The organism is Alteromonas sp. AO-Serp (genome assembly GCF_017849675.1).
GTDB lineage: Bacteria > Pseudomonadota > Gammaproteobacteria > Enterobacterales > Alteromonadaceae > Alteromonas > Alteromonas macleodii.
Window position 1 is genome coordinate 1 of the sequence record NZ_JAFLMX010000145.1, and the last position, 14,035, is coordinate 14,035.

12 protein-coding genes are annotated in these 14,035 nt (G+C 44.4%); 2 read left to right on the forward strand and 10 right to left on the reverse strand.

The genetic code is table 11. The annotated features are described in order from the left end of the window. From QVA83_RS10450 to QVA83_RS10480, 7 genes are all read right to left on the reverse strand, one after another. On the reverse strand, nucleotides 1-2,902 hold a 2,902-nt coding region (locus QVA83_RS10450; protein ID WP_287498447.1), incomplete at its 3' end, for a DUF748 domain-containing protein. Nucleotides 2,903-3,047: 145 nt separating this feature from the next. After that, nucleotides 3,048-3,638, reverse strand: coding sequence for a DUF2780 domain-containing protein (locus QVA83_RS10455; protein WP_187446509.1), 591 nt, complete (start codon nucleotides 3,636-3,638; stop codon nucleotides 3,048-3,050). 306 nt (nucleotides 3,639-3,944) lie between these two features. Beyond that, on the reverse strand, nucleotides 3,945-5,186 hold the full coding sequence (locus QVA83_RS10460) for a M56 family metallopeptidase (RefSeq protein ID WP_287498448.1): 1,242 nt from the start codon (nucleotides 5,184-5,186) through the stop codon (nucleotides 3,945-3,947). Beyond that, nucleotides 5,179-5,571 carry a BlaI/MecI/CopY family transcriptional regulator gene (locus QVA83_RS10465; protein WP_014950296.1) on the reverse strand — a complete coding sequence of 131 codons (393 nt, stop codon included), beginning with the start codon at nucleotides 5,569-5,571 and terminating at the stop codon, nucleotides 5,179-5,181. The genes QVA83_RS10460 and QVA83_RS10465 overlap by 8 nt, the downstream gene beginning before the upstream one ends. Nucleotides 5,572-5,733: 162 nt before the next feature. Then, nucleotides 5,734-7,719: a class I adenylate cyclase gene (locus QVA83_RS10470; RefSeq protein WP_287498449.1), complete on the reverse strand. Its 1,986-nt coding sequence runs from the start codon at nucleotides 7,717-7,719 to the stop codon at nucleotides 5,734-5,736. A gap of 169 nt (nucleotides 7,720-7,888) precedes the next feature. Continuing rightward, a complete protein-coding gene (locus tag QVA83_RS10475; RefSeq protein WP_287498450.1) occupies nucleotides 7,889-8,548 on the reverse strand; it encodes a hypothetical protein in 660 nt (219 codons plus the stop codon). A gap of 187 nt (nucleotides 8,549-8,735) precedes the next feature. Then, nucleotides 8,736-9,311 carry a DUF4136 domain-containing protein gene (locus QVA83_RS10480; protein ID WP_039232433.1) on the reverse strand — a complete coding sequence of 192 codons (576 nt, stop codon included), beginning with the start codon at nucleotides 9,309-9,311 and terminating at the stop codon, nucleotides 8,736-8,738. Nucleotides 9,312-9,563: 252 nt separating this feature from the next. Between QVA83_RS10480 and QVA83_RS10485 the strand changes: the two genes are divergently transcribed. Continuing rightward, nucleotides 9,564-10,625, forward strand: a complete 1,062-nt coding sequence (locus QVA83_RS10485) for an L-dopachrome tautomerase-related protein (protein WP_278346790.1) — start codon at nucleotides 9,564-9,566, stop codon at nucleotides 10,623-10,625. A 17-nt stretch (nucleotides 10,626-10,642) separates the two neighbouring features. Beyond that, on the forward strand, nucleotides 10,643-11,194 hold the full coding sequence (locus QVA83_RS10490; RefSeq protein ID WP_061095622.1) for a DsrE family protein: 552 nt from the start codon (nucleotides 10,643-10,645) through the stop codon (nucleotides 11,192-11,194). A 493-nt stretch (nucleotides 11,195-11,687) separates the two neighbouring features. On the opposite strand, the gene ppnP is transcribed toward QVA83_RS10490, so the two are convergent. From ppnP to QVA83_RS10505, 3 genes are all read right to left on the reverse strand, one after another. Further along, nucleotides 11,688-11,972 (reverse strand): pyrimidine/purine nucleoside phosphorylase, encoded by a 285-nt coding sequence (gene ppnP / locus QVA83_RS10495; protein WP_014948660.1) that lies wholly within the window; start codon nucleotides 11,970-11,972, stop codon nucleotides 11,688-11,690. A gap of 79 nt (nucleotides 11,973-12,051) precedes the next feature. Then, entirely contained in the window at nucleotides 12,052-12,642 is a 591-nt protein-coding gene (locus tag QVA83_RS10500; RefSeq protein WP_049588026.1) for a DUF938 domain-containing protein, read from the reverse strand. A 23-nt stretch (nucleotides 12,643-12,665) separates the two neighbouring features. Then, nucleotides 12,666-14,035, reverse strand: a 1,370-nt coding sequence (locus tag QVA83_RS10505; RefSeq protein ID WP_287498451.1) for a vitamin B12 dependent-methionine synthase activation domain-containing protein, incomplete at its 5' end; no start/stop codon positions are given.

Sequence of the window (14,035 nt, forward strand, 5' to 3'; positions counted from 1 at the left end):
CCCTAAGTCCTGGACGTTTTTTAAGTGCTTTGGCAAGGGTATTCAGTTTTTCTTGAGCGTCCGCATTTAGCGAATGCTCTCCAAACCCAAACTCAACGTTGTCGAGTTCGTCGTCACTGCCAACCAGGTTCGCAAGTAGCGAAAACGGTGCAGTAACAGCTTTGGTAATAATATTGCCAATAGCATTGAGGATAATGGAGCCGAAACTGAAGTCCGGACTATCGATATCGCCAGACACATCCAAACCCAAATCGATAACGCCGTTTCTGTCTTCTAATAACGCAATGGCAAGCCCAAGCGGTAAGCTTAATGCCTGATCAGAGTTCGACTTCTTGCCCAACGTTAATTGGTCAATAACAACATGATTCTTACCTTCCAATGCCTTACCGTTTAGTTTGTATTGCACAGCCAATGACAGCAAGCCTTTGTCAATGTAGTAGCCCATGTAGGTGCCTGAGTAAGGGTTAACTGAAGTGAGTTCAGCGCCTTTGACTGAAAAATCTAAATCAAGGTCTATATCATCTTTTAATGGGTGAATAGTGCCTGCTAGTTTGACCGGAGCATAGTTGTCTATCTTTCCGGTGATATCAACATTGGCAGGGGAAGTTGAGCGAGAGTCAATTCCCAATACTTTGCCATTTAAACTTTCTATAGCAGACGCAAATTTGGGCGTTAGTGAATGGTCAGCAAAATACGCTTTGCCGTTTTCTATTGATATGGTGTTAACGGCAATGGCCAATTCGTTGGCTTGTGAAGGCTCAGCTGTAGTGCTTGCATGCACGTTTGCGTTTGATGCTTTCGACGTGGTTGCGCTGCCAGTTTCGCTGGCACTTTCACTGTTAGCGGACTTGTCTGATGAAGCGACAATCAGCTTACTCACATTGGTCTGTTTAGCTTCATCAATAATAAGTCGTGCAAATGGCGCTTGTAGGTGAATGTTGTCTACGCTTAGCTTGTTCGATGCGTGGTCAAATTCGATGTTGCCTACATTTAAGGACTGCCACTGTAGTAGGGGAGAGCTGGCGTCATCCAGTACGCTTAAATTATTAATGCTAGTACTCGCCTTAACGTTTAGTGAGTCGATATTTTCTTTATCAGCGGCGTTCATAAATGCCCCATCAAACTCAACGTTTAAATTAAATAGCCCTTCTTCAAGGGTCACATTTGCGTGGTGGGAAACGTACTGCTGGAACTGACTTAGCACCAGTTGCTCAATCGCTGCTTTACCCTGCACAGTTTGTTCTGCAATAACTACGCTGCCGCTACTGCTTAGTGCACCTTTGGATGTGTCGCTAAACGTCTGTGGGTCGGCAGAGACATGTAAACTGGTGGTGTAGGAAATAGGTTTAGAGAAGTCAGTAGTGACTTTTCCGCTTTTAATATTGAGGTTGCTGATGCGGTAGTAAGTACCGTCACTTACGCTACGCTCTAAAAGGTCAATGCTACCGTCATTAAATGCAAATTGGTGAAGCTCAACATACCACGAAGTGTCATGTGCTAGTTCTTCTGTGCTGTCGGTTGCTACGTTAGAAACATCCTCATTTTCTGTTTCACTATTTCCCTTTCGCGCTGTGCTATTACTTGTATGCGCTGCGCTATTACCTATATGCGCTGCGTTATTTCCTTCTTGCGCTGCGCTATTTCCTTCTTGCGCTGCGCTGGGGTTAGCGTTAGCTGATGTAGCATCTGCCGCTGGGCTTTTTGGGGTAAACAGACGCTGTAAATCAAGCCCTGACTTGTCAAATACGCCCGACACTCGAACGTTGTCAAAAGCAACTTCAGCAATGCTAACTTGCTGTTCTAATGCGTTTACGTTTATATCGTGTATGGCAAACGCGGGTATGGCAATGATCTCCTGCGAACTCTTGGCGGTGCCTGTTGTGGCAGGCGAAGAACCAGCGTTAAACACAAGGTTGTTAACAGCAAATTCGCCACGCTCCAGAATAAACTGGAAGGCTGTATCTTGTTCAAAAACTTCAGCATGTAAGCTTAAGTTAACCTTGCCGTCTACTAAATCTGCTTCTATCAAATCTTTCGAAAGTGACCAAAGCGGCGTAAGCGCTACATCGTTTATCGTGATGTCTGTCGTAACTTTTAGTGGAGATAATTGAAACTCGCCATCAATGGCGATGTTACCTTTCTCTGCGGTGAGCAAGTTAAATTGATATTGGTTGAACGCTAACTTACCTTTTGACTGAGCACTCTCACTTTTATCGCTTTTAGGGTTAGCGTTTTTGTTGCCAACACTGCTTGAACTGATCAAAGCGTGAGTATCCAAATCTTGCAAGTCAACGCTCAATTCTGGGTAATCAAGTAGGGTGTTGGTCACCTTGTCTTCAATAACCACTCGCCCTTCGTTAAGTGCAAAATCACGTAACGTAATTCGGGGAATTTGCCCTTCGCTAGTGTCATTAGGCTCTTCAGATGCTTTTGTACTGCGTTTCTCTACGTGGGTAAGAATGTCAGAGAAGTTGAAGATTTGTGTGTCTTCACTTTCGCTTAAACGTGCAATTGAAACAAAAGGTTCGTCTATGGTTAGCGATTCAACGGCAGGAGTGAAGGTGAAAAGTGATTGCCAGAATCCAACGTCCAGTGAAACATTGCCTACGCTAAAAAAATGATTTTCTTGGTTCTGGATTACGACGTTATCTTCGCTTTCATTTGAAGAGTGTATATTTGGATAGATAACAAAATTAGTCACTTCTATCTTTAGCAAGAAAGGGTTGATCGCAATATCTTCAACAGCAGCATCTCTTCCAATGTTTTCTTTTACTATGTTGGGTAACTTTGCCTTTAACACCGCAGGCGTAACTACGCCGATAAGAAGCGCGTAAGTAAGGTAGATGAGAACAAGATAAGTGGATAGTCGAAACCATTTGGGCTTCGTAGAAAACCGAGACATTGCATTTTGCATAGGCGATTAGGCTGTGTATTTGAATGTAAAAAGATAAACAGGAGTTGCTATTTCACCAAGCTAAAAGCCCCTGCAAAAAAGTTAAAGCGTATTAATTTGGATTGTAGAAGAGAATTAATACGCCTTAGACAGGTTACAGAGCGGTTAGCAAATTATCTAGGCCAGATTTAAACAACGCCTGTGTTTCTTCATCTGCATTTACATTTAAATACGAGCTGATTTGAGTGACAAAGCTGGCAATCATATCGGTTGAAAGGCCTAGCGCTTCAAATTGTTGCTTTAAGTCGTTTACCGATTTAAGTGTAGAGCTGTACTCAGAGGCCTTATTGAGTAAGCCTGATAGTGAAGAGCTTGAGCTTGCTGCTGAGTTACCACTAAGAGAGGGAACATCTTCAAGCAGGGCATCAATACCTGGAATGCTGTTTGCCAACTGGGCGTAATCAGCGCCTGAAAGGTTGCCTTCTACATAGTTCATAATTGACGCTATGCCACCTTCCGATTGGTTTTCAGACACGTTAAGGTTACCTGCAACTGAACTCACTAAGCTAGCCAAGTCGATATTAGATGCTGCGCTGGTTGCCATTTCAGTTAGGCTACTGGAAGTAACTGTCGATTCCGCTTTCTTACCGCCTAACAGACCTTTAAGCTGATCAATATTGGCATTAGCACAAGTAGTAAAAAAAGTAAGGGCAAGCACTGTAGGTGCTAAAACGATACGATTCATTATAGATTTCCTTTTTGTACACCAGCAGCGAAAGCCCGTCTGGAGTAACTTGATTGAAAATAACCATAGCAATTGCGCTATCGACTATTTAAACCTTCCATAAATTAGAAGTTTTCAGGTGTGTAAATACTCACATTCTAACGTAGTGAGGTCGTAAATTCTCTATAGAAATTGTAAAGGCACTTTACATTTTGTAAGAGACTTGGGTGATCGAGTGGTAGTGTGCAGTAGGCAGGAACTAAGTCAATTAGACAAAACACTAAAAGGAGCGATACGCTCCTTTTAGTATTCTGATAATTTTGGGGCTTACTTGCTCTGTTTGGGTGGAACGATTATACGCTCTACATCAGGGGAAGCATTCTTTTCAACACTCGCCGTATCAAGAGAGGCTCCGAGTTGATAGTCTAGCTGCACCAGAAGGCCGGTCTGCCTCACGCCTTTGCCACCTTGAATACGAGGCTTGTATTCCCATTGTTTCAGGGCAACTTTTGCGCTTTTATCAAACACGCCAGCAGGCACTGATTTTACTACTTTTACATTATCTGTAGCGCCCGTTTCAGTAATATCGAAGGAGAGTACAACGAAACCTTCAACATTTTGCTGTGCTGCTTTTTCTGGATAGCTTGGTGGAACGCGTTTAACCGGCGATGCCTGGTTAATCTTAGCTTCAGATTTTGTCTCTGCTACTGGCGCATTGGCTAAAGCCGTGTTGATGGTGAGCATGGCGGCAATTGAAAGTACGCCTGCAGCTAGTACCTTATTGTTACGCATAGGTTGCTTTATCGCGTTTAAACGTTTGATCATAGTCCTTTTTTCTCCAAAGGTTGGGTAAAGCCCGCGTGTAAAGTGCAGGGCGTCTGAACCATGCTCGGCACACTGCACGAGTGCTTTTGCATAGGTAAGTTTTTCGTTGTCTGTCTTGTCTTTCAGTACTGCGTGATCACAAGCCAGTTCTTGATTAATCCTGAAGGATTTTAGCGCAAGCCAAACCAGTGGGTTGAACCAAAAGACAATAGCGATAACCAGCGCTAACGCGTTCCACAGGTGATCGTAATGTTTGCGATGCACATTCTCGTGCTCTAATACCAGTGCTTGTTGTTGAATCGAAAATGCACTTTTAAATGAGAAGGGAATAAGCACCTTTGGCAAGATAAAACCAAATAGCATAGGTGTGGTAGCTTTACTGGAATAGTAGGCATTGGTGTGGATAGCGTGGCGCTTTCCTATCGATGCCCATATTTTAAGATGATGCGCTAAGACATAGGCTGTAATTGCGCTTACGCCAATCGCCCATACAGTAAACCAGGTTTCAAACTCAACGGTGTTTAATGTGGGCTTAACGCCAACCACATAGCGAGCAAAGCTATTTGATGGAATGTTAACCAGCGACATTGGAAGGTTGTTGACTATGAGGCAAGCTGGTATCAGCGCCCATAGCTTATAGGCAAGCGAAGCCCCAATTTTATTAGTAAAAAAGTGTTCGCACACCATGAGTAAAACAAGCGCTAGCGACAAAATACCCTGCTGAGCAATAATCCAATCAATCATTGTTTTCTTCCCATTTCTTGATAAGGGCTTTGAGCTCGTCCACATCTTGTTTAGATAACGAGTTTTGATTTGCAAAACCGGCGACCATAGGGGCGATCTTGCCTTTAAACAGTCGGCTAACAAAACTCGTGGTTTCTTTCTTTGTATAGTCTTCTTTAGCAATCAGCGGATAATAAAGATACTGGCGCTGCTGCTTTTCAAACCCTAACACTTCTTTTTTTACCAAGCGGCCTAACAAGGTTTTGACGGTTTTTTCGTGCCAGTCTTTTTTGTCATTAAGTCGCGCAATAACCTCGTTCGACGTGGCAGGATGGTCGTCCCACAGTACGTCCAGCACTTCAAATTCAGCGTTTGAAATTTCGGGTTTGTCTGACATTTTACTCATAATTACGACGTCTGTTATTTTGATTACATTTGTAGTCCATATTTTTAGATTACACTTGTAATTCTAAAGCGCAAGCTTTTTCTGCATATTTTTCAAACGGAGAGATAGTGTGAGATGGAGTACTACGCTTGGCGCTTCTTTGAAAGCGTTACGTTGGGTGTATCAGTATAAAACGGTGAAATTAAGCTCGTTAGCTTCTAAGAACTCGCCGAGTATTCGTGCTTGTTGATTTCCACGTGGCACCATTACATAGCACGGCGGCTTTGGGGTTACTTCTTGTAAGTCGTACCACAGCGTATCCAGCACGTCGCTGCCGTGTCTCAAAAAGGTTTCACCCCAAGACGTCGTATAAAGGATGGATACATTCTCTACCGTGGCTTTTTGGCGTAGGGTGGGGAAGTTCACAATGGCAAAACATGCGGTTATGCGTTCTGGCGCCAGCAAGTCATTACGCGGTAGTGACGACACTTTGACTGGAGGAAAATACTTGCACAAATGCTTAAGCAAATCGTTCAAGTCTAGTTCGCTCACTTCACCGTAATTGTAATCGAGATAAACCTTACTGTTTGTATCTATTATTTTGCTCGACACAAGCCAGACCATCAGTGCAATGGCGCTAGTCGCTTGAGTAACTTTTTGTGAATCGTCGATAATGCCCGATTTACTCAGTAAATCACCAGCATAGGCTGACCATACTTCATCACCATTTTTGAGCTGACGCATAGCAATGGTGATCTTTTCACAGTAAAGGCTTTCGTCAAAAGCGCGTCGCAAAAACTCAATTTTATCCGGCTTTTTAGCGTAATAGGTACTTAATCGGCGACCCAGAACGGTCATGTCTTTTTGATCCATCACCTGTTGATGATGACTGATCTCTTTGGAGATACGGCGGTAACACTTTAATAAAAAGCGGTGAATTCGACGGCTCAGATGCACACGTTCATTGAATGTCCAATCTTGTTGGTTATCCAAGTGGGCAAGTAGTTTGCGGCTCCACCCCCACTGTTTTGCATACGAGGCCATAATTTTGCGTTTGAAATTCGCTTGCTCACCTTCTACAAGCGGGTGGCTCAATGTACACCCACATTTCAAATATAAACACTGCTGCAATACAGCAATATCTTCCGCCTGACCATTGGCTTTGTAGTGAGCGATGAGTTCGTCAAACATGAGTGCGTAGGGGTCGATATCTGCAACATGCCCTGGAGCTTCAGCACCGCGGTGTACATGCTTTTTCAAAAGGTTGCACAGTGGTTGTCCGTGAGAGATATTGGCAAGGTATACTTCAAGCTTTGCCATTTTTAATACGGACTTGAATGGCGAGTCCATGGCTTTGCCTAATTGCCAGATGGCGGCGCCAAAAAGTTCGCTTGCGTCTAGTCGCTCTAGGTGACCCAAGTCCATGAACCAGTCTACGTCTGGTGAGCCGCCTTTTTCCAAACTATTGTAAATAGCCTGATACTGCTTCTCTGTTGTTTTCTCTGGAGTAAGCCACCAAAACGGCGCTTTGCCTGCTACTACTATATTGGTGTTGTAAAACTCAGCTTTTAGAAACATGGCTTGCGCCGAGCCCGCGCTTTCACCTTCAGCGACGCCAAAATCGTTTTGCTTAACTTTATCTATCTCAGATAAAAAGAAATGCACTTCAATACCAAAGGTGTTATCCGCCCATTTTTCAATGGCTGTTAGCTTTTGTTGAAGTAAAGTCAGCTCAGTCGTCGAAAAACGTTTACCGTCAATACACACCCAAAAATCAAAGTCTGAGTCGTCAGTCTGAGCAATAGTCCCCACGCTACCCATTAAAACCAGTGCATCAACCGCCCGCTGTCTTGGCCAAATTTGCTTAATGTCTGAAAACAAGTGACTCTGTGCAGGAAAACAGCGCTGCAAAGCTTGTTCTACATCAGGTCTAAACGAGTAATTGTTGATACCAAATGGAACGGTTTCACCCGAGGTGAGTGGGGCCACATATCCTGGAAGGGCTTCGTGGTTAACATGTACAAGAAAGGGAAGCACATGAAAAAGCGGCCTGTGCTTTTCAGGCATGAGCGTAAGTGCACGCTCAATACGTGCTTTGTTGTATCGCAATACGCGCAATAACCTAATGGTAAGGTTTTGCTGAACGGAAAGCGGCTGTTGCGCTGCCATTATGTCAATCTGCACTTCATCATGCAGCCAAGCATAGCGTTATTTCGCGTCGACTTCCTCTAATTTCGCACAGAAAAAGTGATTCTTAATTTGTGATATTCCGTACTTATCTGCTCTCGTGTAAGAGGGAGGTAATGAATAGAGACTTATTCACTTTGTAAGATTGCTCTTACTGCTTCTCAAATGCATCAATTAGCGCATCAGTTTTACCATCGGCAGAAAAGCCGAACCCGTTTTTATTGAATATCAGCGTATTGTCAGACGTCACTGACGTGCGAGCTTCTTTTAAAAATGACTGGATAGTCGCTTCGTCAGTGCCTTTCTCTTGTAGTGTTGATGCAAATGACGTGGCATCTCCCCATTCTTTAAACTGAGACAGACGAGATGTTTGTTGAATAAGTGACGTAAGGTTGGTGTCCTTTTCTAGGTACTGTTGTAGGCGCAACGTGGTTTTATCAAACTCTTGTTCGCCCTGACTGCTTTCAATCACCAGCTCACCTTTACTCACTGTTAGCTTTGTATCGTCTGAAATACCAAGTTTTGCCGCTAAATCACTTAATTCCGAGGCAAGCTTTTGCCGATTAAAATCGAGGTAGTTTGCAATTGTGTTGCCGTTGAGTGAGGCCTCGCCGCTTTCTATTTTTTCAAGATATGTGTCAATTTGATTGCCCTGTAGTTCACCATTAAACGCACTGAACGCATCACCGAGAGCATTAGCCTGCTTGGATTTTTCTACAACATCTTGAAGTGCGTTTTGGGCATTTGCTGTGTCGCCCAAGTAATTGAATAGTGAAGGTGAAGATGACAAGTGGCTGTATATGGTATCCATTTCTGACTCTGTGTAGCTCACTTCATAGCGTGGGGCATAAAAGTGGGGGACCTAATATAGGCATTCATATGCAAAATAAAGTGCAAAATCAGCGCCAAGTTCATCGTTATGAAGAGTTTTTATGGAGTAAGGGCTCTTGCGAGCCCTTAGCGAAGAAGTCGGTTCTTATTGCTGACCCAGGTATGAGCTACCTGTTCGACGGATATTGCTCAAGGAGCTTGATGACGAGTTCATCAAGTTTATTTTGAATACTGATACTGTCTTTTGACTCCAGCTCCACCGCTCCTGACGCGCTGTAAACAAATGTACCATCTTTAACCATGTCAATTTGAAGCCCTTGTTGAAGCGTGGTTTGCTCTCCAACCGGAATGCTAAAAATGCTGCCCAATGAAATGCCGCCAGAGCGACCGTAACTTCCGGTGCCCAGCCCTAGATTCAAGGTGGTGCCATCCTCTTTAGTGGTGGTGGAAGGTAGGTATCCCACCGCGATATCGGCGTCCTCCTCTGAAGATGGGGTGAGACCTTTCTCAATGAGGCGCTGGGTAATGGCTGAGGAAAGGTGATTGGCCAGCGTTGCGTTGATTGGGTTTAGAGGAGGCTGAATATAGAACGTTTTAATATCGGCAAAGTTTTGTGTTTCATCCATATTTACTTGAGGCTTACTACTACTGCATGCGGCAACCACGACCATACATGCTGTTAAAAGTAGCACTGTTTTCAAATACTTTGCCTTTTGCATTAAACCAGTTTCACGTTTTTTCATCATACTGCTGTGCATAATTTTCAGTAAAGTTTGTTAGCTCTTAACTTAAACGAGAGCATACCGTGTTTTGGATCTCATAAGTGGTAAAGCAAGTTTCACCGCTTGATTTTCGTCAGCCTGCATAGATAAGCCGCTAAAAGGTGTTCCACATTCACGATAAGACCGTATGCTTTATTCCATTCAGTTTTGTTAATGCGCACCACTTTGTGGTGTGTGCTGACAAGCTAAGCCACTAATTAAAGGTAAAAGGACATGAATACAAAGCGTATAAAACAAGGGGTACTTGCCACGAGTGTCGCCGCACTTTTTTCTGTAAATGCAATCGCGCAACATTCACCAGACGCGAATGTTGAATTAGTGGGCGACATAAAGGGCACGCAAATTACCGGTGTTACAGTAAGTAATGATGGTCGTGTATTTGTGAATGCGCCCAACTGGCGTGACGGCGTTCGCTTTTCCGTAGCTCAGGTTACCGACACCGGAGAATTTGTCGCTTACCCTAATAGCCAAACAAATGAATGTGTGGCACAAAGCGAAGTAAGAAAAGACTGCTTTTTAGCGGTGCAGTCAGTGGTTGCGCACAAGGATAAGCTGTATGTATTGGACACCCGAAACCCCAAGTTTAAAGGTGTAGTGGATGCACCTCGCTTGTTTGTCGTTGATTTAGCCTCAAACGAGATAGAAGGGACCTTGATACTTAGCGAAGACGCTTACCATCCTGATTCGTATATTAATGACTTGCGAGTAGACGAAAAAACGAATCGCATTTATATGACCGACTCGGCTCACGCGGGTTTAGTGGTATATAACCTTGATGACAATACCAGCTATCGTATTTTAGATAACCATAAAACCACTAAAGCTGAAGTCGATGCGTTAAGTATTCAGGGCAAACCCTTTACTATGCCTGTTCAGTCTGACGGGATCGCGCTAGATACGTTAAACGACACACTATATTTTCACGCGTTGTCTGGTTATTCGCTGTATGCCATCAACACATCTGACATCGAGAAATCGTCAAATGACGTGTTGGCAGAAAAAGTGCGAAAAGTAGCGACGACAGGCGCACCAGATGGCATGATTTTTCATCAAGGTAATGTTTATTTGGCCGACTTGGAAAAGCAAGAAGTACAGTACCTTACGCCAAGCCTAGACCTTCGCACCCTTGTGAAGGGTGATGTGGTGAATTGGGCTGACACCTTTAGTATCTACAACAATGCGCTTTACTATACCAATAGCAAAATACAAGATGCGGGTAGAGATGTTAGCGACATGATATTTGAAGTGTATAAGACAGCGCTACCTGCGCGTTAAAGTTCGAGGAATTAGCAATGAGCATCACAAAAGGGATTGGCAGCGCGTCACTGGGGTTTGCAGCAGCACTCATAGTAGCCGGGCAAGCTTCAGCTAAATCAGATTTTGATTATGGCCCTGTGTTTGACACTTTCGGCAAGCATGCTCATGTTGAGGGCGTAAGTTTTCCTGAAAATCAGACATTCAAGGTTGCGTTTGACGTAGCCAAAGCGGCAAGCCCTGGTGAGGTAAACCGCAAGTTTGAATCACTGGCACGCTTTATCAATATGCACGTAGCCAACGGCGTTAAGCAGGAAAATCTTTCGCTTGCGCTTGTCGTTCACGGCTCTGCCACAGAAGAAGTGCTTAAAACTGCAAACTTCAAAGAGCGTAAGGGCTTACCTAATGGAAACGAAAGGCTACTTGTAGCGTTGATGGAGAAAGGTGTAGACGTAATAGTGTGTGGGCAGTCTGCCGCTGCCCATGGCGTTGAAAAAAATGCGTTGATAGACGGAGTGAAAATGGATTTGTCAGCCATGACAGCCCACGCGCGCCTGGCACAAAAAGGGTATTCGGTTAACCCTTTTTAAGTGGTGAGTTAATTCCTCTTGCGCACAGGAGCTTAACTATAGCTCCTGTACATTGGTTAGGTAGGGCCTGTTGACCTTTGCTGTACATTTTTGCAGCGGTCTGTGTGCCATCTAGACAAGGCGAATGTTTGACGGTTTAGTGGTTCTAAATCGAGAACATTCAACGCAGTATAGATGGCACAAAGGCGCTGCCCGAAGGGGTCGTTATGGAAGCCTTTTACTCTTTGTCACAGTCCTTTAACTTAGCCCGCTAGGCTTGCAGGACTGTTTCGCGATTAAAAGGCTTCCATTTAGACCAAAATTCGTACATCAAAGGTCAACAGGCCCTGATAATTCGCACACATTTCAGGTTTAGTTTTATTAGTATAAAAGCGCAAGTGAGCCAAGCTCGCTTGCACTTCTAATACTTTGAGATATACGGAGAAATTTTACAACCTCTGAAAGTCAATTCTACGAAAGTTTAAATACAGAGTGAATTAAACGCTTTTAAGAATTAGCTGTAAAAGCAAAGATAAGCGGTAGGCGTAGACACTTTTACGTCAAAAGAAGCATCGGCGGGTACATTAAAGCTGGTGCCTGTAGCAAATGATTGCCATTCGTCACTTCCCGGAAGCTTCACAACTAGCTCACCTTCAACCACTTTCATTAGCTCTTTTTGTGATGTAGAAAATGTATATTCACCCGGCGACATCACGCCCGAGGTGCAGGGGCCGTTTGCAGATTCAAACCCAATCGAGCTCACTTTATTGTCGAAATAATGGTTTACTTTAAAGCTCATAGTTACTCCTTTGATGTGAGTGCTGACTTTCTTTGCTTTAACTGTTTTTAAAGCAAAGTGCTGCAGCCTTGATACTTCTTTAGCGTTTTTGCCAAATAAGCATATGGTTATTGGCGGGCATGTCGATTATTTCTTGCAAGCTTAACTCGCCTGCCCAAGCAGTAAGCTCATTGATATCGCGGTAGCCACCATAACCACGCGCTAAAAGCGAAGTATGGAAGGCTTGGTTACTTTCAGAAGTAAACTTACCACTATGTGTAAAAGGGCCATACTGACAGAATACGCCCCCTTTGGGTAAGTGCAACGCTACTGATTCCATTAGTAGCTTCGCCTCTTCTTTTTGCATGATATGCGCGGTGTTTGCCGTAAAAATCCCGTCTATGTCGAGGTTGGGAAAGTCATCTTGCCCAACGGTAAATGCTATGGGAGGTTTCACATTCCGCGTATTTGAATCACTCAGCCACGCGGCAATACCTTCGTGATAGTGTGGTTGATCGCTTGTGTGCCATATAAGATGGGGCAAATGCTCAGCCAAAAATACGGCGTGCTGACCTGTTCCACTCCCTATCTCTAATACCTGTCGGCAATTGGCAAATTTACGTTCAAGCACGCTCAAAATGGCGCGCTTGTTGTTCTCACAAGCCTGACTAAAAGGCTTTTCGATTTGCATACACGTTACCTGCCTAATCAGCATTAATCACTTAAGTTTGGACCCAACCACTTTTCAGCTTCTTCCAGGGTCCAGCCTTTACGTGTGGCGTAATCCTCTACTTGGTCGGCTTGAATTTTGGCGACAGCAAAGTATTTGGCATCAGGGTGAGCAAAATACCACCCCGATACTGACGCCCCCGGCCACATGGCGTAACTTTCTGTAAGCTTCATACCTGTATGCTGCTCTGCTGACAATAAATCCCAAATAAGCTGCTTTTCAGTATGCTCGGGACACGCGGCGTAGCCTGGTGCCGGTCGAATGCCTTGGTATTTTTCGCGAATAAGTTCTTCGTTACTTAGTGATTCTTCAGCGGCGTAACCCCAGTAATGCTTACGCACTTGCTCGTGCAGATATTCCGCAAACGCTTCGGCAAGCCTGTCTGCCACCGCTTTAACCATAATGCCGTTGTAGTCATCGCCAGTCTGAATATAGCTATCAGCAAGCTCGTCTTCACCTATACCACCGGTGACGGCAAAAGCGCCCACATAATCATTTATGCCACTCGACTTTTCAGCTACAAAGTCTGCTAAACAATAATTAGCGAATTTGTCTTTTAGGGTTTGCTGACGCAAGTGATGGGCAACACCTTGAATCTGGTTTCTCGACTCATCTGTATAAATTTCAACATCGTCATTAACGCGGTTGGCAGGAAACAAGCCGATAACGCCTTTCGCCTGAAGGCTGTTCTCTTCGATAATTTTATCCAGCATGGCGTTGGCGTCGTTAAACAATGACTGTGCCTGCTCTCCCACCACCTCATCTTCAAGTATACGTGGGTACTTGCCTGCCAAAGACCAGGTTAAGAAAAATGGCGTCCAATCAATGTAGTTGCGCAGCGTAGCCAAATCGGCGGTTACCGGTGTTACACCCAGGCTCGCAGGTTTTACTGGTAAAGTCGTAAAATCTGGCTTAAAAGCGTTTTCTCTGGCTTGAGCTAATGTCACCGGCTTGCTGCGCGGCTTTTTGCGGGCGTGCTGTTCACGTACCGTATCGTATTCTTTTGCCAATTCCTGCGCGTAAATATCGCGGGACGTTTTGTTTAGAAGGCGCTGACATACGCCTACTGCTCTACTAGCATTTGGAACATAGGCTACAGGCGCATGGTAGTTTTGTTCAATTTTTACCGCAGTGTGCGCTTTAGACGTAGTCGCCCCACCAATAAGCAGCGGGATATCAAAGCCCTGACGCTCCATTTCTTTGGCAACGTGAACCATTTCATCTAGTGAAGGTGTAATAAGGCCCGACAGGCCTATCATATCAACGTTTTCATCTTTAGCGGTTTGTAAGATTGTCGCCGCTGGCACCATTACGCCAAGATCAATCACTTCAAAGTTATTACACTGAAGTACCA

What these genes read in the sequence shown, in the direction of transcription:
- QVA83_RS10455 (WP_187446509.1), bottom strand. Translation starts at nt 3,638, where the DNA reads ATGAATCGTATCGTTTTAGCACCTACAGTGCTTGCCCTTACTTTTTTT.
- QVA83_RS10460 (WP_287498448.1), bottom strand. Translation starts at nt 5,186, where the DNA reads ATGATTGATTGGATTATTGCTCAGCAGGGTATTTTGTCGCTAGCGCTT.
- QVA83_RS10465 (WP_014950296.1), bottom strand. Translation starts at nt 5,571, where the DNA reads ATGAGTAAAATGTCAGACAAACCCGAAATTTCAAACGCTGAATTTGAA.
- QVA83_RS10470 (WP_287498449.1), bottom strand. Translation starts at nt 7,719, where the DNA reads ATGGCAGCGCAACAGCCGCTTTCCGTTCAGCAAAACCTTACCATTAGG.
- QVA83_RS10475 (WP_287498450.1), bottom strand. Translation starts at nt 8,548, where the DNA reads ATGGATACCATATACAGCCACTTGTCATCTTCACCTTCACTATTCAAT.
- QVA83_RS10480 (WP_039232433.1), bottom strand. Translation starts at nt 9,311, where the DNA reads ATGAAAAAACGTGAAACTGGTTTAATGCAAAAGGCAAAGTATTTGAAA.
- QVA83_RS10485 (WP_278346790.1), top strand. Translation starts at nt 9,564, where the DNA reads ATGAATACAAAGCGTATAAAACAAGGGGTACTTGCCACGAGTGTCGCC.
- QVA83_RS10490 (WP_061095622.1), top strand. Translation starts at nt 10,643, where the DNA reads ATGAGCATCACAAAAGGGATTGGCAGCGCGTCACTGGGGTTTGCAGCA.
- ppnP (WP_014948660.1), bottom strand. Translation starts at nt 11,972, where the DNA reads ATGAGCTTTAAAGTAAACCATTATTTCGACAATAAAGTGAGCTCGATT.
- QVA83_RS10500 (WP_049588026.1), bottom strand. Translation starts at nt 12,642, where the DNA reads ATGCAAATCGAAAAGCCTTTTAGTCAGGCTTGTGAGAACAACAAGCGC.